This window comes from Ureibacillus thermosphaericus (assembly GCF_002370195.2).
Classification (GTDB): domain Bacteria; phylum Bacillota; class Bacilli; order Bacillales_A; family Planococcaceae; genus Ureibacillus; species Ureibacillus thermosphaericus.
Genome location: NZ_AP018335.1, coordinates 2295644 through 2322136, shown reverse-complemented (window position 1 = coordinate 2322136; position 26493 = coordinate 2295644). Strand labels below are relative to the sequence as shown.

31 protein-coding genes are annotated in these 26493 nt (G+C 34.5%); 8 read left to right on the top strand and 23 right to left on the bottom strand.

Going from position 1 to position 26493, the window contains the following annotated elements; genetic code table 11:
- Positions 1 to 135 precede the first annotated feature (135 nt).
- A complete protein-coding gene (locus tag UtA1_RS11195) occupies positions 136 to 393 on the top strand; it encodes a GlsB/YeaQ/YmgE family stress response membrane protein (protein WP_016838061.1) in 258 nt (85 codons plus the stop codon).
- Positions 394 to 459: 66 nt separating this feature from the next.
- On the opposite strand, the gene UtA1_RS11190 is transcribed toward UtA1_RS11195, so the two are convergent.
- Positions 460 to 1167 (bottom strand): lytic transglycosylase domain-containing protein, encoded by a 708-nt coding sequence (locus tag UtA1_RS11190; RefSeq protein WP_096551079.1) that lies wholly within the window; start codon positions 1165 to 1167, stop codon positions 460 to 462.
- A 258-nt stretch (positions 1168 to 1425) separates the two neighbouring features.
- On the opposite strand from UtA1_RS11190, the gene UtA1_RS11185 reads away from it, so the two are divergent.
- Positions 1426 to 2532: a methionine biosynthesis PLP-dependent protein gene (locus tag UtA1_RS11185; protein WP_096551077.1), complete on the top strand. Its 1107-nt coding sequence runs from the start codon at positions 1426 to 1428 to the stop codon at positions 2530 to 2532.
- 123 nt (positions 2533 to 2655) lie between these two features.
- On the opposite strand, the gene UtA1_RS11180 is transcribed toward UtA1_RS11185, so the two are convergent.
- The 4 genes from UtA1_RS11180 to UtA1_RS11165 form a co-directional block, all read right to left on the bottom strand.
- On the bottom strand, positions 2656 to 3291 hold the full coding sequence (locus UtA1_RS11180) for an SCO family protein (RefSeq protein ID WP_096551075.1): 636 nt from the start codon (positions 3289 to 3291) through the stop codon (positions 2656 to 2658).
- 112 nt (positions 3292 to 3403) lie between these two features.
- Complete coding sequence (locus UtA1_RS11175) at positions 3404 to 3556, bottom strand: YvrJ family protein (RefSeq protein WP_016838057.1); 153 nt, start codon at positions 3554 to 3556, stop codon at positions 3404 to 3406.
- 79 nt (positions 3557 to 3635) lie between these two features.
- Positions 3636 to 3848: a DUF2922 domain-containing protein gene (locus UtA1_RS11170; protein WP_016838056.1), complete on the bottom strand. Its 213-nt coding sequence runs from the start codon at positions 3846 to 3848 to the stop codon at positions 3636 to 3638.
- A gap of 18 nt (positions 3849 to 3866) precedes the next feature.
- Positions 3867 to 4085, bottom strand: a complete 219-nt coding sequence (locus UtA1_RS11165) for a DUF1659 domain-containing protein (RefSeq protein WP_016838055.1) — start codon at positions 4083 to 4085, stop codon at positions 3867 to 3869.
- A gap of 133 nt (positions 4086 to 4218) precedes the next feature.
- Between UtA1_RS11165 and UtA1_RS11160 the strand changes: the two genes are divergently transcribed.
- Entirely contained in the window at positions 4219 to 4641 is a 423-nt protein-coding gene (locus UtA1_RS11160) for a DUF2621 domain-containing protein (protein WP_040764545.1), read from the top strand.
- Positions 4642 to 5189: 548 nt separating this feature from the next.
- Complete coding sequence (locus tag UtA1_RS17215) at positions 5190 to 5333, top strand: hypothetical protein (protein ID WP_172597779.1); 144 nt, start codon at positions 5190 to 5192, stop codon at positions 5331 to 5333.
- A gap of 149 nt (positions 5334 to 5482) precedes the next feature.
- On the opposite strand, the gene UtA1_RS11150 is transcribed toward UtA1_RS17215, so the two are convergent.
- The 3 genes from UtA1_RS11150 to UtA1_RS11140 form a co-directional block, all read right to left on the bottom strand.
- Positions 5483 to 5974: a CcdC family protein gene (locus UtA1_RS11150; protein ID WP_016838053.1), complete on the bottom strand. Its 492-nt coding sequence runs from the start codon at positions 5972 to 5974 to the stop codon at positions 5483 to 5485.
- Between the two features lie 96 nt (positions 5975 to 6070).
- Positions 6071 to 6442, bottom strand: coding sequence for a response regulator (locus tag UtA1_RS11145; protein WP_016838052.1), 372 nt, complete (start codon positions 6440 to 6442; stop codon positions 6071 to 6073).
- 29 nt (positions 6443 to 6471) lie between these two features.
- Positions 6472 to 7188, bottom strand: coding sequence for a cytochrome c biogenesis CcdA family protein (locus UtA1_RS11140; protein ID WP_016838051.1), 717 nt, complete (start codon positions 7186 to 7188; stop codon positions 6472 to 6474).
- Between the two features lie 307 nt (positions 7189 to 7495).
- Here UtA1_RS11140 and UtA1_RS11135 point away from each other — a divergent pair, with 307 nt between their 5' ends.
- Complete coding sequence (locus UtA1_RS11135; protein ID WP_096549683.1) at positions 7496 to 8611, top strand: IS4 family transposase; 1116 nt, start codon at positions 7496 to 7498, stop codon at positions 8609 to 8611.
- A gap of 120 nt (positions 8612 to 8731) precedes the next feature.
- Here the strand turns inward: UtA1_RS11135 and UtA1_RS11130 are convergent, their stop codons facing one another.
- From UtA1_RS11130 to UtA1_RS11110, 5 genes are all read right to left on the bottom strand, one after another.
- Positions 8732 to 9199 (bottom strand): GIY-YIG nuclease family protein, encoded by a 468-nt coding sequence (locus tag UtA1_RS11130; RefSeq protein ID WP_096551073.1) that lies wholly within the window; start codon positions 9197 to 9199, stop codon positions 8732 to 8734.
- 84 nt (positions 9200 to 9283) lie between these two features.
- A complete protein-coding gene (locus UtA1_RS11125; protein WP_096550268.1) occupies positions 9284 to 10486 on the bottom strand; it encodes a transposase in 1203 nt (400 codons plus the stop codon).
- Positions 10487 to 10578: 92 nt separating this feature from the next.
- Positions 10579 to 10866, bottom strand: a complete 288-nt coding sequence (locus UtA1_RS11120; protein WP_096551071.1) for a hypothetical protein — start codon at positions 10864 to 10866, stop codon at positions 10579 to 10581.
- Positions 10867 to 10964: 98 nt separating this feature from the next.
- On the bottom strand, positions 10965 to 11867 hold the full coding sequence (gene rarD, locus UtA1_RS11115; protein ID WP_096551069.1) for an EamA family transporter RarD: 903 nt from the start codon (positions 11865 to 11867) through the stop codon (positions 10965 to 10967).
- A 198-nt stretch (positions 11868 to 12065) separates the two neighbouring features.
- A complete protein-coding gene (locus UtA1_RS11110) occupies positions 12066 to 13007 on the bottom strand; it encodes an alpha/beta hydrolase (RefSeq protein ID WP_016838048.1) in 942 nt (313 codons plus the stop codon).
- Positions 13008 to 13310: 303 nt separating this feature from the next.
- Between UtA1_RS11110 and UtA1_RS11105 the strand changes: the two genes are divergently transcribed.
- Complete coding sequence (locus UtA1_RS11105; RefSeq protein WP_096551067.1) at positions 13311 to 13622, top strand: CotD family spore coat protein; 312 nt, start codon at positions 13311 to 13313, stop codon at positions 13620 to 13622.
- A 71-nt stretch (positions 13623 to 13693) separates the two neighbouring features.
- On the opposite strand, the gene UtA1_RS11100 is transcribed toward UtA1_RS11105, so the two are convergent.
- The 8 genes from UtA1_RS11100 to UtA1_RS11075 form a co-directional block, all read right to left on the bottom strand.
- A complete protein-coding gene (locus UtA1_RS11100; protein WP_096551065.1) occupies positions 13694 to 14836 on the bottom strand; it encodes a toxic anion resistance protein in 1143 nt (380 codons plus the stop codon).
- Positions 14837 to 15029: 193 nt separating this feature from the next.
- A complete protein-coding gene (locus UtA1_RS11095) occupies positions 15030 to 15614 on the bottom strand; it encodes a peroxidase-related enzyme (protein WP_232019831.1) in 585 nt (194 codons plus the stop codon).
- Positions 15615 to 15693: 79 nt separating this feature from the next.
- A complete protein-coding gene (locus UtA1_RS11090) occupies positions 15694 to 16473 on the bottom strand; it encodes an SDR family NAD(P)-dependent oxidoreductase (protein ID WP_096551063.1) in 780 nt (259 codons plus the stop codon).
- Positions 16474 to 16662: 189 nt separating this feature from the next.
- Positions 16663 to 16776 (bottom strand): YjcZ family sporulation protein, encoded by a 114-nt coding sequence (locus UtA1_RS11085; protein WP_016838041.1) that lies wholly within the window; start codon positions 16774 to 16776, stop codon positions 16663 to 16665.
- 81 nt (positions 16777 to 16857) lie between these two features.
- Entirely contained in the window at positions 16858 to 17628 is a 771-nt protein-coding gene (locus tag UtA1_RS11080; protein WP_016838039.1) for an NRDE family protein, read from the bottom strand.
- A gap of 79 nt (positions 17629 to 17707) precedes the next feature.
- The gene (locus UtA1_RS17210) at positions 17708 to 17848 is read right to left on the bottom strand and encodes a hypothetical protein (RefSeq protein WP_016838037.1); all 141 of its coding nucleotides are present in this window, start codon (positions 17846 to 17848) and stop codon (positions 17708 to 17710) included.
- A gap of 219 nt (positions 17849 to 18067) precedes the next feature.
- Positions 18068 to 18211 (bottom strand): hypothetical protein, encoded by a 144-nt coding sequence (locus UtA1_RS17205; RefSeq protein WP_172597780.1) that lies wholly within the window; start codon positions 18209 to 18211, stop codon positions 18068 to 18070.
- Positions 18212 to 18774: 563 nt separating this feature from the next.
- Entirely contained in the window at positions 18775 to 19365 is a 591-nt protein-coding gene (locus tag UtA1_RS11075) for a carboxymuconolactone decarboxylase family protein (RefSeq protein WP_096551061.1), read from the bottom strand.
- A gap of 192 nt (positions 19366 to 19557) precedes the next feature.
- Here UtA1_RS11075 and serC point away from each other — a divergent pair, with 192 nt between their 5' ends.
- Positions 19558 to 20655, top strand: a complete 1098-nt coding sequence (gene serC / locus UtA1_RS11070) for a 3-phosphoserine/phosphohydroxythreonine transaminase (protein ID WP_096552506.1) — start codon at positions 19558 to 19560, stop codon at positions 20653 to 20655.
- A 407-nt stretch (positions 20656 to 21062) separates the two neighbouring features.
- Here serC and proS read toward each other — a convergent pair whose 3' ends face one another.
- Positions 21063 to 22499, bottom strand: coding sequence for a proline--tRNA ligase (gene proS, locus UtA1_RS11065; protein ID WP_096551059.1), 1437 nt, complete (start codon positions 22497 to 22499; stop codon positions 21063 to 21065).
- Between the two features lie 607 nt (positions 22500 to 23106).
- Between proS and UtA1_RS11060 the strand changes: the two genes are divergently transcribed.
- A complete protein-coding gene (locus UtA1_RS11060) occupies positions 23107 to 25098 on the top strand; it encodes a methyl-accepting chemotaxis protein (protein ID WP_096551057.1) in 1992 nt (663 codons plus the stop codon).
- A gap of 200 nt (positions 25099 to 25298) precedes the next feature.
- On the opposite strand, the gene UtA1_RS11055 is transcribed toward UtA1_RS11060, so the two are convergent.
- Positions 25299 to 26459, bottom strand: a complete 1161-nt coding sequence (locus tag UtA1_RS11055) for a cation:proton antiporter (protein WP_096551055.1) — start codon at positions 26457 to 26459, stop codon at positions 25299 to 25301.
- Positions 26460 to 26493 lie beyond the last annotated feature (34 nt).

Sequence of the window (26493 nt, the reverse complement as noted above, 5' to 3'; positions counted from 1 at the left end):
ATTTTTCATCATTTTGCAAAATATTCAAAAAATATTTTTTCGTTATTTCATTTAGACTAGTTTGTTTGCATATCTCAAAAGCATTTGAGCACACTAACATAATGAAGATGCATCATAAAAGGAGTGGAATTATTCATGAATTTTATTTGGTATTTAGTTATTGGTGGAGTAATTGGATGGCTGGCTGGGGTTATTGTCGGCAAAGATATCCCTGGTGGTATTATCGGAAATATTGTAGCCGGCATTGTTGGATCATGGATCGGTAGTGCATTTTTAGGAAACTGGGGCTGGGAAGTTTCAAACTTTTATGTATTTCCAGCTTTGATTGGATCCGTTGTATTGGTATTTATTGTAAGTCTAATCATGAAAGGGTTTAGAAAAGCGACGGATTAAAATACTGATTCACTTGTAAAATGATCATCCAATACAGGGATGATCATTTTACTATGGACCACTTTTTTAGCTTGAATTACTATTTGTGGCTGTTATCACTTCTTTTTCTAAAAGAGGACTAACACGCTCATATTGCTCATAATAATATAAAATTTTCTTCACATAATTATTGCTATGGTTATAATGATAAATCGCTTTTTCCATTTTCCCTTCCCTTACCCCGGCTTGAGATAAAAAATTGGCAGCACTAAATATTGCATCTTCAATATCAAATGGATCTGCCACCCCATCCCCGTTTGCATCAACTCCATAGCCGCCATATTTTTCTATGACTTTCGGATCGGTTTTTTCTGATTCCGGAATATTTCCCTTCCCAAGTCCATCACAAGTTGGATGACTCCATCCTACAAATGTACATGGCATAAATTGCATATGGCCTTCTGCTCCTACGGGTGAAATTAATGTGTTCATTGTTGAAAATCTCGTTTCAACTCGATGATGTGCAGCAAGTAATGTCCAAGGAACATTATATTGTTCACCGGCTTTCATATAAATTGGTATATATTCTGCTGGAATTTTTAAATCAAAGTCCTCTTGTATTTTTTCAATTTCAGTTGTTTCATTAGAATTAAATAAAGATAGTGATTTTAAATCTTCCCAAGCTAAATATGCAATGGAATATATGATTATAGATGCAGGAATGAGTAATATAATGAGGAATAGCTTCATTCCGGGGCTTATTAATGTTCTTTTCTTTTTCTTCTTTTTCGACATAATTTCCCCCTAAATCATAATGTTGTTTTTTCTCCCCTAAATAATGATTATATCCTAAAAATATAATAAAAATTAATTTTAAAAAACCATTAAAGTTTGATGAAAGTTAGAAAACAAATTTATAAATATTTAATTAATTCTATTAAATAACTAAGAAAAATCATGTTAATTTCTGAAACTATTGTTTTTAAATTTAGACCATGTTAAATTGTTAGATAACTAAAATTATTTAGTATTTTCAAGGAAAGAGTGACAGACATGACGAAAAATTCAATCGAAACAAAATTAGTTCAATTAGGAAATCAAAGTGACCCTAGAACTGGAGCTGTAAATCCCCCAATCTATCTATCTACAGCATACAAACACACCGGGATTGGAGAATCAACAGGTTATGATTATATTCGCACAAAAAATCCAACTCGGGAAATTTTAGAAAATGGAATAACAGAATTGGAAGGTGGAGATGCAGGATTTGCCTGTAGTTCCGGAATGGCCGCTATCCAATTAATTCTTTCAATATTTAAACCTGGTGATGAAATTATTTTGCCGGAAGATGTGTATGGAGGCACTTATCGTTTATTGAAATCATATAACGAGTTGTATAATATTCGACCTGTTTATTTTTCTAATGCGGAACAAGTAGAAGAGTTGATTAATGAAAAAACAAAAGCCATTTTCCTTGAAACTCCTACAAATCCACTAATGATTGAATTTGATTTAGATTACTTCAATCAAATTTGTAAAAAACATAATTTAATGTTTATTGTTGATAATACGTTCTACTCGCCTTATTTTCAACGCCCTATAGAACATGGTGCCGATATAGTAATGCATAGTGGTACAAAATATATTGCTGGACATAATGATACATTAGCTGGTCTTGTTGTTTCAAAAGGAAAAGAGTTAAGCGAAAAATTAGCATATAATCAAAATAGTATGGGTCTTGTACTTTCTCCTTTTGATAGTTGGTTAGTAATACGTGGATTAAAAACACTACATCTACGAATGAAACAACATGATGAAAACGCAAAAAGAGTCGTTAAATTTTTGAAAGAAGAACCTTTAGTAACGGATGTGTTATATACAGGTAAAGGCGGAATGCTTTCATTTAAATTACAAAAATCGGATTTAGTGAATCCTTTTTTAAAAAAAATGAAGCTGATTACTTTTGCTGAGAGTTTAGGCGGTCCAGAAAGCTTTATTACTTACCCTGCTACCCAAACACATGCTGACATTCCTTATGAAGAGCGTGTTGCTCGAGGAGTTGATGATTGTTTGCTACGTTTTTCCGTAGGTTTAGAAAATGCAGAAGATATTATTGCAGATTTAAAACAAGTATTTAATCAATTAAGAGAAGAACAATAAATTTTTGCTCAACAAAAAACCGAACTATTCAATTCTTGAAAAAATGATGCGGAATAGTTCGGTTTTCTTTATCTGTTTTGTGCGTAAGATAATTTTTCAAGAGTTTTTAATGGTTAATTTTAATTACTTCTTTTTCATGTTGTTAATTAGTGTCTCCATGTCGATTGCTATTTCATCATATGGGACAGCTTGACCGGAATTTTCCTCTTCTGAATAACCTGAATATAATTTTACAGCTACACCATTTTCATCAACCAAATAAAATGAGGAACCATGGATTACTTGATCGCCGTCTTCAGGCATTTTTACTAGAGTTTTAAACGATTTTAATGCAAATTGCTCGATGAATTTTTGATCATAACCAGTTAGTAAATGCCATTTTGATTCATCGGGTACAGTAAAGAATTTTAAATACTTCGAAAGCACTTCAGGAGTGTCTCTTGCTGGGTCTACTGAAAACCCAACGATTTTATAGTCCTCTAATCCTTTTTCTTTTAATTTTTCTTGTACGATTGACATATTTAACGTCATTGGCTGACAAATCGTGTTACAATTTGTAAAAATAAACATAGCAATCCAAGGTTGTCCCTTTAAGCTGTCTAATGTAACTGTTTCTCCTCGATGGTCAATCATCTTAAAATCTTCAATTTGGTACTCGATTGTCGGTTTAAAATTATAATTGCTACAAGCACTTAACACTATACTAACAATCAACATGATAGAAATAATAATAAAATTCCTTTTTTTTATAATCTTCATAAAGCCTCAACTCCCTTGGAATACTATGTTTATCATATAGGAAAGTAGTATAATAGTAAAAGCTTTTCCGCTTGAAAGGTTTTTAACAAATTTGTGAAATATTTTTCACTTTCTATCGTTCAAATACTTTTTCCCCATTGATGTTTTTCAATGATACGAGAACAGAATAAATGGCTTCAAGCTTAGCTTCGATTCGATGTAACAAATAAAAAGAAATGATAATAGGAAAACCAAGTTCTTGAATTAATGTGATCCATTGTTCCATCTATATAATCCCCTTTTTTAATATATTGATTAGAAAAATCGACAAAATCCAGTAAGGACTTTGCCGATTTTCATGAAAATTAAAGAATATCTGTAATCGTTTTATCAATCAGCCGTGCTTGTTTAACGCCCGCAAGTGGTGCTCCATCCAAATGAAAAACATCTTGATTAATTATCATTTGCATAGCATTGGATACATCTGTTGAAGTTAAATTTGGTTTTGGGTCGTTCAATGAGAGGGTTAAAATCTTTCCATTAGCTGCCTCAAATTTCATTTCAAGCACTGATGTCATGACATGTTACCTCCTTCATTATAAATCGATTTTTTCTGTTGTAGACAAAGTTGCATGAACGACTGGATAATTGGATAGTTGAATGAATGCTTGTACAACAGCTGCTAATTGTTCTGCTGTTACATTCGAGCGCACATTTTTGTAAGATCTAGAAGAGTAGACAACATCACCATATTCATCAATCCCCGTCTCATAAACGATTTTTAATGTTGCATTTTCAAACGTTAAGTTTGCCATTACTTATCCCCCCTTTCACTTATCCATATATCGAATTCATAAAAAAATAGAGACAACCTTAATGAAAAAATTTTTTACCTTGTTATAATGTTTTAGAGAGGAAAAAGAGGTGAACAAATTGGAAGGTTGGTTAATGTGGTTTCTCGTTTTTTGGAGTTTTGTAATGGTTGTATTAATGGCCATTGGCGGGTTTTTTATGTTCCGAAAGTTTTTAAAATCTTTGCCAAAAAAGGATGGAAAATCAGATTTAGATTGGCAAGATTACTATATCAAGAAGACTCTGCATTTATGGAATGACGAATCAAAGCAATTGTTAAATGAACTTGTTAGTCCAGTTCCCGAATTATTTAGACAGCAAGCTAAGGAGTCGATTGCTGGAAAAATTGGCGAACTTGCATTAAAAGAGCATGCCAAAACCATTACGCAAGAATTAATTATTCGAGGCTATATTATTGCAACTCCAAAAAGAGATCACAAGTTTTTGCGAAAAAAATTAGCTGAAATGAATATTGATGTAACGCCTTATGAAAAATATTTTGCGGAAAGCAAAAAATGATGGATATTTAATACCCTTATTATAGTACAAACCATCAATAAACTTTGAACAAATAATGAAGTATAAAAATGAGCTGGAACCAAACTAAAAAACATCATTTTCTCAAAAGAGAAAATGATGTTTTTAGTGCGCCTGGCATGGGTGTAATCTATAGGGTGTAAGTCCCGAACTGTGAAGGCAGAAGTAACAGTTAGCTTAACGCAAGGGTGTCCGTGGTGACGCGGAATCTGAAGGAAGCGAGCGGCAAACTTCCGGTCTGAGGAACACGAACTTCATATAAGGCTAGGTATCATTGGATGAGTTTGCTAAACAAAACAAAGTCCTTTCTGCCAAAGGTGGTACAGAGTAAATGAAGCAGATAGATGGAAGGAAAGATTACATTCTTACCCGGGGAGGTCTGGCGGATATGTGAAGTACGCTTCATAACCTACTTAGTGATAAGTAGCTGAACCGTCAGAAGTCAGCAGAGGTCATAGTATTAGTTGGTTTAGAACTACTAAGAAGGACCGAACAATTAAGAGAGAATAGCCCTTGGCATTCAGTGAGTTATGATGAACACAGAAAACGTAGTACCTCACTTGAGGAAGGAAGCGGTGAATCCCGTGGGAGACCTCTTGGAGGGTGGAGTGACCACTGGCATAAAGAGAACAGCTATTCACGGAAGTTATAAAGACTTGCGTCAATCATCTTAATTGAACCGCCGTATAAGGAACCGTACGTACGGTGGTGTGAGAGGACGGGAGTTAATCGCTCCCTCCTACTCGATTTGATTTCCGTTCCGAAACGCTTTCTAAGGATCGGAAACGAGCCTTCTCGTTCTAAAGGGTCCCTTTCCTATTACTTAATTTACTAAGTTTGATTTTTCGATTTTCTTATACTGAATGAACATGGCAATGCGCCATGGCCAGAGCATGGCAAAGGCAAGTATCCAAAACATGCCCGCTAATTCTCCAGGATCAAAAGAATCGGTTAATACAATTTTTCCAGCAATTCGTATCAATAACAAGCTTACCAAAATAATAAAAAATGCTTTGGAGCGTTTCATATAAATTTCATTGTTACGAATTTCAAATTTGGAAGTTGTAATTAAAACAATAGAAAAAATAATTCCTACTATAACAGCTTCCAATATTTGAAGAGGAGGTACACGGAACTCCTCGAATATAAACATTAATGCACCCGTAGACATAGCAATGGGCGGTATAAGGATTTTTTTTGCATTAACCGGTTTCTTTTGCGAACGCAATCTCATCATCATGATGAAAGTACCCATAAATATTGCCATTAACGTACTCGCAATAATGATATAGCGAGAAGGTATTGCTTCAAACATATAATCCCTCCTCGAAGAAATTACAACTTCAACACATTTGCTTAAAAAAACTGCCTGTTAACATTCAGGCAGTACCTTCATAATAATACCACATTATTATAATTCATATGTATCTAAGACTTTATTAACAATCATTTTTAATTGTGCTGCATCGAATGGTTTGGTAATAAAATCTTTTACCCCTATTTCAAGGGCTTCAACAATCAAGCGTTGTTGTCCTAATGCGGTAACCATAATAATGTTAGCGTTTGGAAAGTTACTTAGAATTTCTCTAGATGCTTCAATACCAGACATGATGGGCATCGTCACATCCATTGTCACTAAGTCCGGTTGATGGAGGTGAAATAGTTTTACGGCTTCTTCACCGTTAGTGGCCTCTCCTACTACATCAAAACCCCATTCAACAAATAGTTTTCTTACTGTTGTTCTCATAAATAATGCGTCATCCACAATTAATACAGAAGGCATTGACAAATCTCCTTTATTTCATCAGCATTCTAGAAACCAGTGAAACCGTCAAATATAGGCGATAAAATTCTAATAATTATATTCATGCCATCGAAGAATAATAATATTCCAACAGCGATCATTACGTAGCCACCGATTTTTACAATTTTATTGCTATATTTTCGTAGCCAACCAATTCTTGAAATGAAGAATGATAGAATAAAAAACGGAATTGAAAAACCTAAAACATAAGCAATCATGTACCCCATTGCCGAATTTGGATTTGTCATAGCAAGAGCAAAAATTGCTGCCAAAATCGGTCCAGTACATGGTGTCCATCCCGCAGCAAAGGCAAGGCCAATCAATGATGAACCTAAGTAGCCTGAAGGTCTATTTTTAAATTGTATTTTTCGATCTTTCATTAAAAAGTCGATATTTAGCCATCCAACGATCATTAGTCCGAAAAGAACAATTAATATAGCACCAATTTGGCGTATTAAATCTTGATAATTAATAAAAAAGTTTTCAATTGATAATAATCTTGCACCAAAACCTAGAACGACGAAAATAATTGAAAATCCTAGTAAGAAAAAGAGCGTATGAAGAATTGCTCTTTTTTGCAGCATGCCTTTATCATTTTTAATTTCATCATAACTCATACCTGTTATGTACGATAAAAATGCGGGATACAACGGCAATGTGCATGGAGATATGAAGCTTAAAAATCCTGCACCAAAGGCAAATAATATATTAATATTTGTTGCCATCTTTGTCTCTCCTTAGCAATTGATGTTTCTATCATATCAAATGTTGCTTAAAAAGTACTAATTTAAAAATTGAAAAATTATTAACAAATAATAATACATGATGTTGATGCATCGTTAATGATTATTAATAAATAATATATGCTGAAAAAATTTTGTTTATTTATTATCACTAGCATTGCACTAATTAAATCTGATGATTCAAAATACTAAGAATGTTCAATTTTTTATTGATTTCGAAACAAAAAAATCCTTTACAATGGAAGTACAGGTGGTTCCTGTCCAAATCCAATCGTAAAGGATAAACGTTATGGACAAGAATACACTAATTTCATCATTTGGTAAATGGGTTTCACCCATAAATATTCAAAAACTTAGCGAACAAGTCAAAGAATTGAAACAGGACTATTACACAAAAAAGCTGACAACAGAAGCCTATATTAAACTTTTATTGGTAGCCCAGCTGCTCGAATTTAAGAGCTTAGAGGAAATGAGTGATGCACTTGTAGACGAAGATCTTCAAAAAGCACTCGGATTTGAATCGATAAGTGCCTCTCAGCTATCCCGAAAAAACAATCAGATCAACCCACTAATTCTTGCAAATTTGTTCTTGGATCTTGTTTGGAAAATTCAACGGTACCATTATAAAACCGGAAAGAATATGCCACTGAAAATCATTGATTCAAGTACACTCCCGTTGAATTTGACCAATTATAAATGGGCAAAATTCCGTAAAACAAAAGCTGGTGTAAAGCTACACTTACGGCTCGTTTTCATGGATAAAGACACCGTCTATCCTGAAAAAGCAGTGATTACGACAGCAAAAGAACATGACCGAAATCAACTCGAAGTCCTAGTGGATGATAAAGAAGCCATGTATGTGTTTGACCGCGGTTATGTGGACTATGAACGTTTTGATCGGATGACAGATGATGGCTATTTCTTCGTTTCAAGACTGAAGAAAAACGCAGTCATTCGTGAAGTCTATACATTTTCACTTCCTGATGATTGTCACGTTCTATCCGATAAAATGGTCTACATTGGTACCACACAAAATCGTACTGAAAATGTCTTTCGTCTACTAGAAGTTATGGACACAAAAGGGAACTTACTTCGTTTCATCACCAACCGATTTGATTTAAAACCAGAAGAGATAAGTGATATTTACCGATCTCGCTGGGCTATTGAACTCTTTTTCAAATGGCTCAAGCAACACGTAGAAATTAAGCACTTTTATGGAATGAGTGAAACAGCTATTCAAAATCAAATTTTCTTAGCCCTTATCACGTATTGCTTACATGTTCTCATTCAATTGGAGATGAAAAGTAAGAAATCTCTACTTCGAATTACTCGTTGGTTAAAGAGAGCTCTGTGGAAACCAGCTTATGTTTGGTTGCGAAAATTTGATGGGCGAGCCAGTCCATAATCTCCCTTTTGTCGTTGTCGCTCTGGTTTAACTGTATATATTTACCAAATGGGCAGTGCCACCTTTCTTTAGGTTTTGTCTTTTTGGCACAAATTCACAAAAAATAATTAACAGAAAATTCTAACTATATTTATGCAATGCTAATGATTTATTATTATAAGAATAATTTACATCGCTTCCAAATCTTAAGTTCCATTGAGGTTCAAAACGATCGATGATCCAATTTTTCAATCGCTTCATTTCCTTTAAATCAGTTAACGGACATATTTGAAAATAAATAGTAGATTTTCTTATATGTTCAGCAATATTGGCATTAATATGACAATGAGTTGCAGTGCCATCTCGAAAGCACGACTTAGGAGAGATATTTCCAATATGTTGATTAAATCTTAATTTAAATGTATTGTTACAAATCCCTGCAAAAACTAGTTCATCGTTCTTAATCACTAAATAAACACCTTTTTTACTTAGCAAAGAATCGTTGCCTTTAACAATAAATTGGCAATAAGTTAAATCTCCATATTTATTTGAGCATTTTGCAAAATTAGATTTTTTGGATAAAAGTATAAAAAATAAAGCACTCGACAAATAGCTACCAGCATGTTATTTTACAAAATATTACAATAATCCTGTTTTTGGGCATACCTGCAGAATTTTTCACATTGAATTTTTTTAAGCGGCTTTCTTCCCTTTATTTTCCTTTGCCATCGCTAGCGCTGAAACAAGTAATACAATAGCGTTCAGGTAAATATGGCTCTTTACTTTCTCAATTCCCCATACATGTAGGGAGTTCGACGTAAGGTAGCTTTTCATTCTTGAATTACAGCGTTCTACACTTGTCCTCTCGTTGTAAAGCTCTTTCCAACGTTTTGTATCACGGTGCGGATTGGAATATCGGCGCACATCCTTTTTGATGTCGACTTTTACCACCATTCCATAGTTGGAAGATGAACAGGCTGCCATTCCTAATGGGCAATCCACTTTGCCGGTTGCGTGAGGACATCTGAACTTGAGCTGGTCCTTATCAGCTCCCCAATAAGTCATTTCATAACCCATGGAACAACGCGGAGTTCCATTGGAAGAAATCCCTTCAGGAGGCTCTTTTTCGTTGCGCAAATTGAGCGGGATAATGGCTTGCGCTCCAATGTTTTTGGCTGATTCATAGTTTTTTAGTTGGTCATATCCGCCATCCATGATCAGAAATTCAATTTTGGATTTGGTACGCTCTGCCACTTGCTCGATTAATTCTGGTGCGACTTCTCCATCGTTCACATGGGCAGGGGTTACTTTTATGGCCATTGGCAGTTCGCTTGCGGTATCGACTGAAAGATGCATCTTATAGCCAAACCAGGTAATTTTATTGCCGAAGGAATCATATTTTGCGCCCCAATTGGCATTACCCGTTTGTTCACTACGCTTTTTGGGCTGTTTCTTTTCATAGGCATCAATGGCGGCACTGTCGATGGCCTGGTGGCTGCCGTCAATTATTCCTTCCTCCTGAGCTAACTGTACCAAGTCAAGGAAGATCTTTTCAGCCAGCTTTTTTTTGGTAAGTGCTGCAAAAACCCGGCTGAGAGTGGAGATAGACGGTGCGGGGCGATCAATCGATAAACCGCATTGATAACGGAAACGAAGGTCTTTATCCAATCGATGATGAAGGGCGGTAAAGGTGTCGATGCCTTCGAGTGGGGCAGCGATGAGAGCCCTTAGAATCCCTTCTCTGGAATGACCGTCAGCCCCTCGGGGTGAAGAACTTCTCAACTGTTTAGCATAAGGGCGTAAATCAAGCGAGCTAAAAAAGATAGGTAATTTCTCTTTTGACTCTAATTTTTGCAGTTCTTCAAAGGAAAATAGGCTTTCTTGTAGAATATACAAAGTGACTTCCTCCTTTTGAATTTTTTGTTGTTTCGTCACTTCAAAAATTCTACATTTTAGGGGTGAAGTCCTTTTTTATGTCTTTGAAATCCTTATGGCTCTTGGGTCAAAAAATATGCAAAATGCTCATTTAAAAATTCTTTGTAAAAGAGGTCATGATTTTTTTTCATCTGATAAATAGCGATTCCAGCCGGAACATCTAAAAGTTCAGTATATTCCTTGATAACCTTTTCTTTTAAATGTTCATATCGTCTATGTTGAAGTAGTTCACGAATTGTTTTTTTATCAAACAAACGAAATAGTTCCTGAATGCCGGTTTCAATCAGTTCAATTCGAATGCGATGAAAAGGATATTCTCGATCCCCAACTTTTATGAACATGAACCAATCCCCTCCAAATAGCTAAAAAAACAAAAAAATCGAAATATTCCCAATCTACGCTTCATTATGGTAATTCGATAAAAACTAAATAATTCCTTTTACGCAAACTTACGTTTTTTTCGATTTTCCAAAACCGTAGATAAACTAAAGAGCAATATAGCTAGCCATATAAAACCGAAAGAAATCAACTCTATGTTTGTAAAGGGTTCTTTATATACAACGGTTCCCAAAATTAAAATAATAGTTGGAGAAAAGTACTGGATGAAGCCTAATATAGATTGTGGTAAAGCTTGAGCCCCTTTAGCAAATAAAATCAATGGGTAAGCAGTTACCAATCCCCCTAACATAAGAAAAACATCTGTTTTCCAATCGAATTGCAAAAATGACGTATTGTTAGTAAACATAAGAAAACCGTAATAAACTAGTGCGAAAGGTAAAATAAACAATGTTTCAATTGCTAATCCCCTTGTTGCATCGAGCTGAATTTTTTTCTTTAATGCACCGTAAACGGCAAATGAACAAGCAAGCCCCAATGCAACCCAAGGGATTTTCCCGTAACGAATTGTCATCAATGCCACTCCGATAAATGCTATAAAAACAGCTACGATTTGAGCTTTAGACAATTGCTCTTTAAAAAGGAATAGGCCAAACAATACGGTGATTAATGGATTTATATAATATCCTAAGCTTGTTTCGACTACATGTTCATTTGTTACTGCCCAAATATATAGGAACCAGTTACATGAAATGACAAAGGATGCTAGTAAAAGTAAGAAAAATGTCTTTTTTTCCTGCCATAACCATTTTAAATCTTCAATAAGTTTACTTTTTTGACCAATGATAAATATAAAAATAGTTGTAAAAATAAACGACCAAATAATACGATTTAATAATATTTCAATGCTATTGACGTGTTCTAATAACTTCCAATAAACAGGAAAGAATCCCCAAATGATATACGCTGCCATGGCACTAATCATGCCTTTTCTTTCTTCAAACATATTGATAATCAACCTTTCAATGATATGAATTAACTTACATACAAATTATAGCGATGGAAAATAATGAAGTAAATGTAATATCATACGAATACAATTCGTTATCTAGAGGGAATAGCTTATTAATAACGTTTCTGTATAGTTGATAAATTTAAAAAGTAAAAAATGACTAACTTGATTCAGTTAGTCATCGTGAAGTGTTTATTCATTTAGTGAACTAAGTGATGAAATGAAGAGCTGAATTTCATTAATTGTTTCCTTTATTTGACTTTGGAAATATTCATTTTTTGTGAAATAACTATGCACAAGTCCCTGAGCAATTCTTAATTTGACTTTTCCCCCTGAATCCTCCAATTTCTTTGCATAAGCAATCCCCTCATCTCTCAATACATCATTTTCGGCAACAATAATAAAAGCGGAGGGCAAGTTCGTCAAGTCCTTAGCTAGTAATGGAGAGACATATTGGTGATATGTTTCATCTTCATTGTTTAAATAATGTTGTTTAAACCACGCCATATCTTCTTTTAAAAGACCATATCCAACTGCAAATTCTTCATAGGATGCAGTGCTGAACGTCAAATCTGTTACAGGATATAATAATACTTGAGCATGAATTGTAGAACCTTGTAAATCTCTGTTTAATAAAGTGACGACAGTTGCTAAATTTCCTCCGGCACTATCTCCTGCTACTAAAATTTGATTGGTTCCATTCAAAAATTTTTTATTTTCAACTGTCCAAAGAAAAGCATCATAAGCATCAAAAACGGGCGTTGGAAATTTAAATTCAGGAGCTAAACGATAATTGACTGAAACCACAATTGATTTCGTTATTTCTGCTAACAATTCACAGGTTTCATTGCACGTTTCAATGCTATTTAACACCCATCCTCCTCCATGATAGTAAACAATAATTGGAAATGGCCCTTTCCCTTTCGGTGTGTAGATTCGTAACGTGATTGAATGACCATCTCTAACCGTAATTGAAACATCTTTTTTCGTTACATTGCTTAAACCCTCAGTACATTTTGTTCTTAAAAATTTTTCCCTTCTAGATCTTTCTTCAATTGGATTCATTGTGTATAACGGAACTTGGCGATTCGTTTCATTTAAATAACGGATAGTGTTTGGTAATAAGGTGGACATAGAGGATCAACCCTTTTTCCTTATATTTCTTATTGTATTACTATGATTTGATTGTACAATGAAATTCTAATTCAATCAACATAAATAGCTGAAGTATGCTGCACTATGTCATAATAATAACTTCTATCCATCAAAATTAGCAAAGAAGAAAATTTTAAACCTCTTTCAAACTAGCTCTCTAATAATAAATATAATTTTTTATTTCAAAATTTTATTTGTTCATCATAGGTATTAATCTAGTTTATTTTTTAAATCTTCCATATGTTATGGATGAATAAATAACTATTAAGGAGGTGAAAATAAATGTTTAATAGAAGACATCAACATCATCATATGAGACCGCAACCTATTTGTTGTCCACCAAATGTAATGCCAACACAAATTGCACCTGCTCAAGTTTCACCAACTCAAGAAGTTGTGAAAACGAATGTATTTAATACAATAGTTCCTCATTTCCATCCAGTGCACACAACAACAGTAAATCGACATATCTATCATCATCAACACTATTATCCAAGAACGTATTCAGAAGTGAATGAATATTATCAAACATCTCAGCAATGTGGTAGCCCTGAACCAAGGTGCTTCCCTCTACAAAGAAGATTTGGATATTAAATCCTAATAAATGACTGCACCCCTATTAAAGCAGCATAAAGCTTGCAAAGAGGTGCGGTTTTTTTATTTCATTACATCTTCTTTAACTTTTCATATTCAAGTTGAAGCTGTTCAATTCGTTTTCTACCTTCTTCGCGGCTTTGAATTGTTTCCGCTTGAATTTGTTTCGTTTCTTCAATTCCAGCCAAAATTGTTTTCCATGTATTTTCTATCGTTTCAATTTTAATACTTGGTTGGCTTGCAGTTCTAGCAATTTCCACACTGTTACGACGAATGTTTTCCGCATTTCTCAACAACATTTCATTTGTACGTTTATCTAGCTCTTGCATAGAGTCAGAAACTAATTTTTGACGTTGAATGGTTACTGCATGGATTAAACCTTGTTTAAAAATTGGGATTGTTGTTACAAATGCGGAATTAATTTTTGCAATCAAATGATTATTGCCTTGTTGCATTAAACGGATTTGCGGTGCTGCTTGGAAAGAAACTTGTTGTGCCATCTCTAAATCATAGCGCCGCTGTTCTAACAATTCGATAGCTCTCTGTAAGGATTCGAGCTCCATAATTGCTTCTTGATCCCCTTCATTTGATCGCATTTCTAATTTAGAAAGTTCCGGTTTTAAATCTTCCAGTTTTACTTCGATCGCTGCGATATGTTCGCTTAAACTTTTAAAATATTCAAGGTTTTGTTCGTACATTTGTTCAAGTTCGAGCGTATTTTTTTTCATTTCCTGTTCGTATTTCGTAATTTCTTGATAAATGACATCAATTTCTTTATTCATTGTATCGTATTTCGATAATATTTTTTGAAGTTGCTCTTTTCCCTTTCCAAACAGACGAGATAGAAAACCTTTCTTCTCTTCTTTGAAATCTTCCGGATCAAAACGAGACATGATTTTATTTAAATGATTGATGAGCTCACTAGATTTTTCTAATTTACTTTGTTTGATGGAAGCAAGCATCCGATCGGAAAACTTAGAAATGGCATTGGCGGTTTCCTTCCCGAATTCTAAAACCGCTATTTGATTTTTCCAGTCTATTTTTTCAGCAAGAGTACGAACGGCTGGATCTTTTTTTAACTCAATCTGTCTTTTACGCAATTGTGACTTTTCTTCTTCTGTTACAAGCTGAGGAGGAGCTTCAACAATTTCATGTTTTTCTTGTTTCAATTTTGCATCTAAATCTTCAAATAAAGGGTTTTTCATTTCTGACATGGCTTTCCTCCGTTCTTCAATGTATGTTACTCTTTCATTTACAGTTTACACTAACTTCTACAGTAATCATACGATTAAAGAAGTAGGAAAGTTTCATTTCGTTAACCACAAAGCAATAAAAGTATCACAACTTGTTAATAGAGCTCGATGAGCCAAAAAACCACGTTCTTGATTGAACGTGGTTTACGAATGATTAACGATTGTTTTGATTATGTTTAGGATTTGGAATTGCACCAATTGTACTTACCCAACGATTGGTGTAATTAAAGAAACCTACCACAAAAGCTGCTTCTAAAATCTCATGGTCGTTAAACCCAACTTCTCTCAACAAATCTACTTCTTTTGTTGTGATTTCGTCTGGATATTTCGTTGCACGGAAAGCGTAGTCACATAATGCTCTTTGTTTTTCTGTTAATTTTGCACTGCGGTAATTATACGTTAACGTGTCTACCCAAACTGGATCGTTTGTTAGTCTTCGTAACGTATCGCTATGAGTTGTCAAGCAATAGTTACAACAGTTCACCGATGATACAACAAGACCTATCATTTCTTTATCAATTAAATCTAAATACGTATTTTTCGTATTAAACAACGAATATTTAAAATCTAAAAAAGCTTTAAATTGAATCGCATTTAACGGCAAAACTTTAAATAAGTTGTTTACTACTCCTAATTTTTCTTCTTGCTTTTTGATGTTCTCTTCAAAATATTCTTGTAATTCTGGTGGTATTTCTTCTAATTTTGGCTTTTCTAAATAAGATAATTGTTCATCATACATTCCCATATTTCTCCCCACTTTTCTACTATAAGTTACTAATTAATTCATATGAATGATGTGATTACCTCTAGAACAAGGTTTATAATGTTCCTCCTGAACCACCGTCAATATTTATGGAAGTGCCCGTTACATAAGAAGCTGCATCAGAAACAAGAAATGTAATAACTTTTGCTGCTTCTTCTGTTTCGCCAATTCTACCAAGAGGAATCGATTTTCCAATTTCTTTAGAATATTCCTCCCATGAAGAATTTGGCATTTCTCTTTTCCATTTTTCTTCAATTTGCCTACTTCGAATAAGCCCGATACATACTGTGTTAACTCGAATATTATATTTTCCTAAATCTTTACTCATTGCTTTTGTTAATGCAAACCCTGCTGAACGACTAACAGTAGTTGGAAGGCTATTTTCACTTGGAGTTTTAGCGATTGACGCAGTAACGTTTACGATTGAGCCACCATATTCCTTTAAATATGGAAGTGCATATTTTGAACAATGAATTGCACCAAACAATTTTAAATTTAAGTCAGCAACCCAAAGTTCAGTGTCTACTTCTTCAAAAGAATAGGCAGCAGAAGTACCAGCATTATTCACCAAAATATTTAATTTGCCAAATTGCTTAACAGTTTCTTCAATTAAGCGTTTACAATCCTCTTCTTTTGTAACGTCCGCAACAATGGCAAGCACTTCTTTTCCCGTTTCCTTTTTTATCACTGTTTTTGCTTCTTCCAATGACGATTTGTTTCGAGCGCATATGGCAACATTCGCTCCTTCTTTAACTAATTGAAGTGCAGTATGTAGACCAATTCCTTTACTTGCTCCTGTGACGACGGCAACTTTACCTTGTAAATTTAGTTCCATTGTTCACTCTCCTTTACTTCTATTTTGCAAAATAAGAACAAGGTATGTAAATAGATACTTTATTGAAATTTCAAAATAATCAAATGAATATTTTCTATTTATTCTTAATCTTAATTGATTAGAACTTTCTTAGAAATAAAAAACTGATTCTAAAGTAAAAATTCTTTAGAATCAGTCTTTCTTAGAAAATTAACACCAACGTTTGAAATGTGTACCTACAATAATAAGTAGGATAAATAATACTACTAATAAAGCAAAGTTATTTCCATAATGGCCACCATAACATCCTCCGTAATAGCCCATGGATATCCCTCCCTCATCATTCGATACTCCAGTTTATGTGGAAACGATGAATGGGATAGGTACAAGTGCATAGATTAATATTTAAATTTTTTCTATTTTTATATGAAAACTTTTTTCGAAAAGAAATTTACCTTTATCAAATGTTCGTTCCACAAAAGTTATATTCCGATCCTCATCTATTAATAAGACGGTTGAACAACGAGTGCCATAATGGGGTAATTGAATAAATGCAGATGATAAATTTCTTTCCATCTCTAACCCAACACCTGTATTTGGTAACTGCTCATCTGGAGCGATTTCACGGTCCATGACAATTTCAAATAATTCATCGATATTTAATTTTCCGGTATTATTTTGTATATATTCTGCTAAGCGTGCCCTTCCTTTAACAACTTTTGGCCACGGAGTATTTAATGTATGATTACTGATGCTATGAGTCCCAGGTTGTATTTCATTTATTTCATTAAAGATATTATTATAGTGCAATAAATGCCCCTCATGCCAAACAATGACATTATATCCACCGTAATAATCTTTAGTTGTTACTAACTCATCTACAAAATCTTTTGGATGCCTCGTATCCTTCAAAAAATTTCGTACAATTTCTCCGCGTGAACGAGGCTTTGCAGGTAAACTCGGATTACGATAATTCGTAATAGCTGCAAAACGACCATTTCTAGATACTCCGAGCCATGTACCCATTTGAAGAAGATCTCTACCTGCCAAAATATCTGGTTCGTCTTCCCAAAAATGTGCAGGTTTTGCCGGGCGATCATAAAACTCATCCCGATTTGCTACAACAATTAATTTGTAAATTGGATGTTCTTGATAATGAAAATGTATTAAACACATGCTCCCAACCCTTTAACATTTTATTTATAAAAATAGTTTATCATTCATGAGCTATAATTTTACTATAAATTAAAATTGATTAGTTCTTCTTTTTTATTTCTTCTAAAATTGCTTCTAATATTTTATTTTTATGCCTTAATGCAGAAACCACACTCACCATAAACCAAATGATTAATAATGCAGGAATAACATAAAAGAGTATAGATACAATAATAGTCACAGCAATCCCCCTACTTTCCTTTGATTTCTTTCATAGGTCATGAAATAAAACAATAGAATTTTTATCATTATTTATAAGATAAATTTCACATGCTACATTTTCTAATACAAAAATTTTATATTTTTTATGAACTTGCAATAATCTAATCGAGTAGGAGGGAGCGATTAACTCCCGTCCTCTCACACCACCGTACGTACGGTTCCGTATACGGCGGTTCAATTAAGATAATTGACGCAAGTTTTCATAACTTCCGTGAATAGCTTGTCTTCTTATGCCAGTGGTCACTCCACCCTCCAAGAGGTCTCCCACGGGATTCACCGCTTCCTTCCTCAAGTGAGGTACTACGTTTTCTGTGTTCATCATGACTCACTGAATGCCAAGGGCTATTCTCTCTTAATTGTTCGGTCCTTCTCAGTTGTTCTAGACCAACTAATACTATGACCTCTGCTGACTTCTGACGGTTCAGCTACTTATCACTAAGTAGGTTATGAAGCGTACTTCACCTATCCGCCAGACCTCCCCGGGTAAGTACATGCACTTTCACACCATCTATCCGCCTCATTTACTCGATATGACCTTCGACAGAAAGAGCTTTGTTTTGTTTGGCAAACTCACTCAATCATACCTAGCCTTATATGAGGTTCGTGTTCCTCGGACCGGTGTTTTGCCTCCAGCTTCCTTCAGATTCCGCGTCACCACGGACACCCTTGCTCTTGGCTAACCTCTACTTCTGTCTTCGGGGTTCGGGACTTACACCCTATAGTTCATGTACATGCCGGGCGCACCAAAAAGAGACTCTACATTAGAAAAATGTGTAGAGTCTCATATCATTTTCTTATCACGTTATATGGCACGCTAAACATATTATCTCCATTATCTTCTATTTAGTGATTAAATTGTATATTGTGATGCCTTTCACTGCTTTATTAATCGTTATAACTTTCGTAAATATGCAGTAAATGTGCATAAGCACTTCCTGCTTTTAAAGCCGCTGTAACTAGTATTGCTTCAGCAATTTGTTCCTCTGACACCCCTAGTTTGATTGCATTATTTGTGTGGGAATTGATGCTTTGTGTACAGTGGATTGCATGAGCAACTGCGATAGCAAGCAGTTCTTTAAATCCATCAGTTAAAAAACCTTTTCCCATGACAACTTGAGAAAAATTAAAGTATGGTTGAAGTTTCGCTTTGAATGACTCTGTTTTATCATTCAAAGAATGTTCATGTTGATTTAAGGTTGTCTCTGCTTCAACTGCCATTACAACAAATATTGCCTCTATAAGTTCTTCTTGACATGCTCCTGCAATCTTTGCTTTTTTTGTATGAACATCTATACAATAGGGACATTTTGTGACATGGGCAATGGCGACTGCAATGATTTCCTTTTCTTTTTTCGTTAATGCCCCTGGTTTAAAAACCGTTCCATCAAATCTAGAAAAGGCTTTAAACTGTTCGGGCGCAAATTCTTTTAATTTCTTCATGTAATGATTTTTATTTTTTTCATAATAACTAGTCATTCAAATTGCTCCTTTATATTCGTAATAGAAAAATAACATAGCAGAAAATGAAATTCGAAATTGCAGAATTTTTATCAATTTAACATAAATTTTATGAATATCGGAATATTTCACTATTTCTTATAAAAATATTGTTCGATTTTATGGAAAAGAGTATATAATCAAACTATATTGCAATTTCAAGGAGTGTTTATCGTGAGTACAAACAAACGTGCATACAATTTTAATGCAGGACCTTCAGCATTACCCCTAGAAGTATTAGAAAAAGCACAACAAGAACTAGTAAACTATAACGGATCTGGCATGTCCATTATGGAAATGAGCCATCGAAGTAAAGATTACGATGAAGTTCATAACAATGCAATCAACCGTTTGAAAAAGCTCCTTTCCATACCTGATAATTACGAAATTCTCTTTTTACAAGGTGGAGCAAGTCTTCAATTCTCGATGATTCCAATGAACTTCTTAACAAAAGACAAAACAGCTAGCTATATTTTAACAGGATCTTGGTCAGAAAAAGCTTTGAAAGAGGCAACACTATTCGGTAATGCAGTCGTAGCGTCTAGTACGAAAGACAATGAATATCGAAATATTCCAAGTATTGAAGATATTCAATTTAATGCAAGCGATGCATATGTTCACCTTACATCCAACAATACAATTTATGGAACACAATGGAAAGAATTCCCGAATACAGGAGATGTTCCATTAATTGCAGATATGTCAAGCGACATTTTATCTCGCTCGATCGATGTGAATCAGTTTGGCATTATTTATGCAGGTGCTCAAAAGAATTTAGGACCTTCTGGTGTGACGGTAGTCATCATTCGCAAAGATTTAATTGAACAAGCAAATTCAGAAATACCGACTATGTTAAAATATAAAACACATGCGGATAAAAATTCTTTATATAATACTCCTCCAACATTTGGTGTTTACATGTTAGGAGAAGTTTTAAACTGGGTTGAAAATCAAGGCGGACTTGAGACAATTCAGAAACGCAACGAAGAAAAAGCAAAATATATCTATGATGTTATTGATGAAAGCAATGGATTTTATAAAGGACATGCGGAACCAAATAGCCGTTCTCTCATGAATATTACGTTCCGATTAGCTGATGAGGAATTAGAAAAGCAATTTTTAGCTGATGCAAAAGCTGCTGGTTTTGTCGGGTTAAACGGCCACCGCTCTGTTGGTGGTTGTCGAGCATCTACATATAATGCCGTACCAATAGAAGCTTGCATAGCTTTACGCGATTTCATGTACGAATTCCAAAAAAAACATCAATAAATAATTAATTATAAAAAGCGAATTGGAAAACACATCGGTTTCTCAATTCGCTTTTTATATACTTATTTTACTTCCTCTATTCTAAATTTTAAAAAATAAGTCAGGTAAATATTAGCAATCCTTTATAGGAAGTACGTGTTTTAATTTGAGGTGTTCTGTTTTTTTGGTGCGAGGATTAGTTATCGTATCAATGGATTATTTAGAACCAGGTTTAAATAGAAAATAGCTGGCGTTTTGCCTCCAGCTTCCTTCAGATTCCGCGTCACCACGGACACCCTTGCGTTAAGCTAACTGTTACTTCTGCCTTCACAGTTCGGGACTTACACCCTATAGATTACACCCATGCCAGGCGCACTAAAAAACGAGGCTGTAAATTTTCAACAGCCTCGTTTTACTTACGTAAGCAATTAATATGCTCTTCCGAACCATACTGTATGTTTTGCTTCTTTTCCACAATGAATGCAAGTGTGTTTCGTTGTAGGTGGGTTGAATGGAATATTGCGTGAAGTAAATTTTGTTTCTTCTTTTACTTTAGCTTCACATGCATCATCTCCGCACCAACCTGCAAGTATCCATCCTGGAATTGTTCCGTTTTTCTCGCTATTTTCAATATGTTCTTTTAATTGATCTAACGTATCAATATGCAAATGAGAATTTGCATCTCGGAAAGCTTTTGCTTTATCGTATAGACGTTTTTGCATTGTTTGTAATTCTTTCTCTACTGCTTCTACAACAGAATCGAGAGAAATTGTGATTTTTTCGTCTTCATCTCTAGCTTTTAAGATTGCTTGGTTGTTTTCTAAATCACGTGGTCCTAGCTCGATGCGAACAGGTACTCCTTTTAACTCCCACTCATTGAATTTAAATCCTGGTGATTGATCAGTATCATCTAATCGTACTCGAATCCCTTTATCTTTTAGAGCCTTAAAGATTTCATCTAATTTTTCAATGATTGCAGGATTTTTCTTCCATGGTCCAACAGGAATTAAAATTACTTGTGTTGGTGCAATTTTTGGCGGTAAAACTAATCCTTTTTCATCACCATGAACCATGATAACAGAACCGATTAAACGAGTAGATGTTCCCCATGATGTTGTATGGACGTGTACGTGTTTATTTTCTCGGTTTAAGTATTTAATGTTGAACGCTTCAGCAAATTTTGTTCCCAAATAGTGACTAGTACCTGCTTGTACGGCTTTACCATCTTTCATCATTGCTTCGATGGAGTACGTATCAACAGCACCTGCAAAACGTTCAGACGGTGTTTTTTGTCCATCATACACAGGGATGGCCAATACATTTTCTACAACATCTTTATAAATATTAAGCATCTGCATTGTTTCTTTGCGAGCATCTTCTTCATCTTCATGAGCTGTATGACCTTCCTGCCATAAAAACTCAGAAGTACGAATAAATGGAAGAGTCTTCTTTTCCCAACGGAAAACGTTAGCCCATTGGTTAATTAGTACTGGCAAATCACGATAGGATTTAATCCAATTGGAATATAAATGACCAATCATCGTTTCTGAAGTTGGTCTAAGTGCTAAACGTTCTTCTAGCTTTTCACCGGCAGCTTCTGTCACCCATGGTAGTTCTGGAGAGAAACCTTCAATATGATCTTTTTCTTTTTGGAAGAAAGATTCAGGTATTAACATTGGAAAATATGCATTACGATGACCCGTTTCTTTAAAACGTTTATCCATTTCAGACTGGATATGCTCCCAAAGTTCATAGCCATCCGGTTTAAATGCGATACACCCACGAACCGGCGTATAATCCATTAAATCTGCTTTTTGAATTGTGTCGATATACCATTTTGTAAAATCGTTCGTTTGTTGCGACATAGTCATCCTCCTTACAACAAAATAGCGTAAAGATGCCCGATTGAGGACGCCTTTACGCTGAATAGTAGTTCCCACCAACATTCGACATATATTGTAGTTTCAGATATTCAATGAAACCAATAAACGTCTTCTCCTTTTAAAGACATTAGGTGGTGATATAGCTCTCAGCGAATGCTATATTAACGGATTTTATTTGAAAAACGAATATTTATTTCTAATATAATGTACCAAATTAAAGCAATAAATACAATTACTATATAAAAATTTTGCTGAGGTAATGTTAAAAAGTTATACATTTGAAAACTTTTTTTCATCATTTAATATAGTTAAAAATTCTTGGACAATTCTGATAATATTCTCCTAAAAATTCGCAAAATTCAACCCTTTCAATTCTATGTAAAAATTTTGAAATGTTTGCAATAAAAAGATAGTTTTATCAATTATATGATGGGAAATTTCAATATATCCAAAATTTATTAAAAAATATATGAATAAAGTAGTATATTATTTTTTATTAATTTATGGTTTCATATAATCGGTAAATACTACTAGATTCGACAATCTTTAGTTCGAAGATTGTCATAATATGTAAATTGGAGGTTGAAAAATGAAAGTTTCCATTCGATGGAAAATTATTGGGATAGTACTTCTCGTCATTGTAATTGGTCTAGGTTCCCTATCAACAGCAAGTTCCATCTTAATATCATCTAAAACCGAAAATGCGGTCATCGATCAAAGTGAAGTACTAGTTAAAGAATTAACGAATTCCATTTCAACTTTTATTGATGGTTATGAAAAAAGCATTTTAAAAATGGCTTCAGACCAAGGTGTATTAGATTATTATAATCACTCAACAACGTTTAATGATGAAGCGGATCAAGCTTTTCGGGAACAATTAAAAAAATATTTAACCATTTACAACTCTGCTTCGTCCATTTACTTTACAGATGCAAATAAAATTATCACTGAACCACATTTCGATGAAATTTTTGATTTAGATGTAAATACCCGTTCATGGTATACTGAAGCAATTGCAAACCCAAATGAAGTGTTATGGTCCCCTCCGTATGTAGATGCTTCAACCGGGGAATACGCAATTGCAGGTTCAAAAGCAGTAGTGGAAGGAAATAAAGTTCTAGGTGTATTAGGAGTAGATATTTTACTATCAAGTTTGACAGAGGAAATCTCGAAAATCGATTTAGGCTTTGAAGGATATCCAATTATTTTCGATTCTTCGGGAGTTGCTATTGTTCACCCGACACTAACGGGGGAGAATTTAAGCAATCTAGAATTTGTTGAAAAGATTTTAAATGACGAAAATCAAAAAAATATTTTAAGAACGACAATTGATAATCAAGAAAATGTGATTGTTTATGAAAAAATTCCGACTTTAGGATGGACAGTTGGTGCTGTTTACAATGTAAAACAATTACATAGTACAGCAAATAGCATTCAAAATATGATTATTTTATTTACATTCATCATCTTAATCGCAATCTTTTTCGTACTGTATTTCAGCATTTCAAAAATTATCAAACCAATTTATTCCTTATGTACATCTATGGAAAAAGTTGCACAAGGCGATTTAACTGTACATATCGATACGAAGAGACATGATGAAATTGGTGAATTAGCAAATCATTTCAATAACATGCTTGAAGAAATGAAAAAAATCATTGGAGTAGTTCAGTCATCTTCAAGACAAGTGGAAGATCGTTCTCATCACTTAAGCGCCCTTGCTGAAGAAACGAATGCTTCCAGTGTAGAAGTAACAAATGCTGTGCGAGAAATAGCTATAGGCGCCACACAATCAAGTGAAAACGCAGATCAAGTAACTGTATCATCTGGGAAATTAGGAGACAAAATTAATCAAATGACTGAGCAATCGAAAGCGCTCAAAGGAATTACAAATGAAGCGAATGAATTGAATATTGAAGGACAAGAGAAAATGGACAATTTATTAAATTCCTTTGAAAATTCGAAATCAGAATTACACAATATGTCTATCTCTGTGTCTTCACTGGAAGAAAAAATTCATGCGATTGAATCTGTGATGGATACAATTTCTGAAATTTCGCAACAAACGAATTTACTCGCTTTAAACGCAAGTATTGAAGCAGCTCGTGCAGGCGAACATGGTAAAGGATTTGCTGTTGTAGCAGAAGAAGTACGTAAACTTGCCGAACAATCGGCTAAAGCAACGGAACATGTCAAATCAACAATACATGAATTGCAGCAAGAAGCAATTTCCGTCGTTAAACAAATGAATGAAATGCAAGATACATTCAAAGAACAAGGAACAGTTGTTGAAAATACAAGTATACTATTCCAAAATCTATCATCGTTAATTTTAAATATGGAACATACTTTTAAAACTGTTACGGAAGAAATCGATAGTATCATAAAATATAAAGATCGAGTTGTGGAAACAATTGAGGAAATGTCCATGACAGCACAATCAACTGCAGCAGCTTGTGAGGAAGTAAGTGCTGCTAGCGATGAGCAATTAAGAGCAATACATTCTGTTGCTGAAGCTTCAGAAGAACTAAACAAATTAAGCAAAGAATTATCAAAAACTGTAAGCAGATTTAAAATATAATAATAAAAGGGGCTGTTCAGAGTCGAACACTTTCTGAACAGCCTTACTTCTTATAGTAATATTCTCTTAAAAACTTTGCTCCTACGGTGGTCACATCAAACGCGCCGCCTCGTCGCAATTTATCTGCGGCGAAAGCGATAGCCGCAAAGGAGGCGTCTCAAAATGACTTTGATATGCCCCCTTTTTATTTTAATTATTTATTATGCTTGTTGCGCTTCTTCCCGTTTACCGAAGATTAGCTTTAATAATGGTGGAGTTACTAAAGTCGTAATAATGATGACTACAATCATTGCGCCATAAAACTCTTGAGATAATATGCCGCCAGTTAGTCCAATGGAAGCTAAGATTAATGCAACTTCTCCTCGGGAAATCATACCTGCTCCTATACCTGCGGAGGATTTCCAACCAAAGCCACAAACTTTTGCTCCAAGACCGCAACCGATAAATTTTGAAAGCACGGCAATAATAGAAAATACAATAATAAATACAATTTGATCTCCAATTCCATCAAAGCTCATTGGTAAACCAATGTTAATAAAGAAGAACGGTACAAAGATGCCATATGCAATTGGTGAAACACCGTGTTCAACTTCTTTTGCATATTTTGTTCTACTAATAGCAACCCCCATGAAATATGTACCGATAATGCCTGATACCCCAAGGAAATCAGCAAAATAAGCGAAGGCAAACAATAATATTAACCCCGCAGTAACAATCGGTTCAGTAATTTTAAATCCTTCAAAGAGATGCATAAACTTCGGCACAAGATATTTTCCAACAAAGTAAATGACAATAAAGAAGATAATTTGTTGAGCAATTACCCATGCGATATTTGTATCCGAGCCCACAAAAAATCCAATTGCAACAGCAATGAGAATTACTACAATTACATCATCGAGAACCGCTGCTCCAAGTAATGTAGCTCCTTCTCTACTATTTAACCATCCAATTTCCCGCAATGTTTGAACGGAAATACTTACGCTCGTTGCTGCGAGTAATAATCCTAAAAAGACCCCTTCAGAAGTTGGAATTCCAAATATTGGTGCAGCTCCCCATCCCATTAAAATCGGCATAATGACCCCTAAAACTGCCACTAGAGTTGCTGCTTTGGCATTTTTATTTAAGCTTTCTAAGTCTGTTTCAAGTCCAGCAAGGAACATTAATAATAATACTCCGATTTCACTGAACACATGAATTAATTCCGTTTGTTCTATCCATCCAAGAACAGCCGGCCCAAGAACGATACCCGCAATGATTTTGCCTAATACGGATGGTTGTCCTAGGCGAATGCTGATTTGACCAGCTATTTTCGCAACGAGCAACACGAGTACAATTTGTAAAATAAATTCAAATACATCCACAATAGTTACCCCCTTGTTGTAATAATAGATGGAT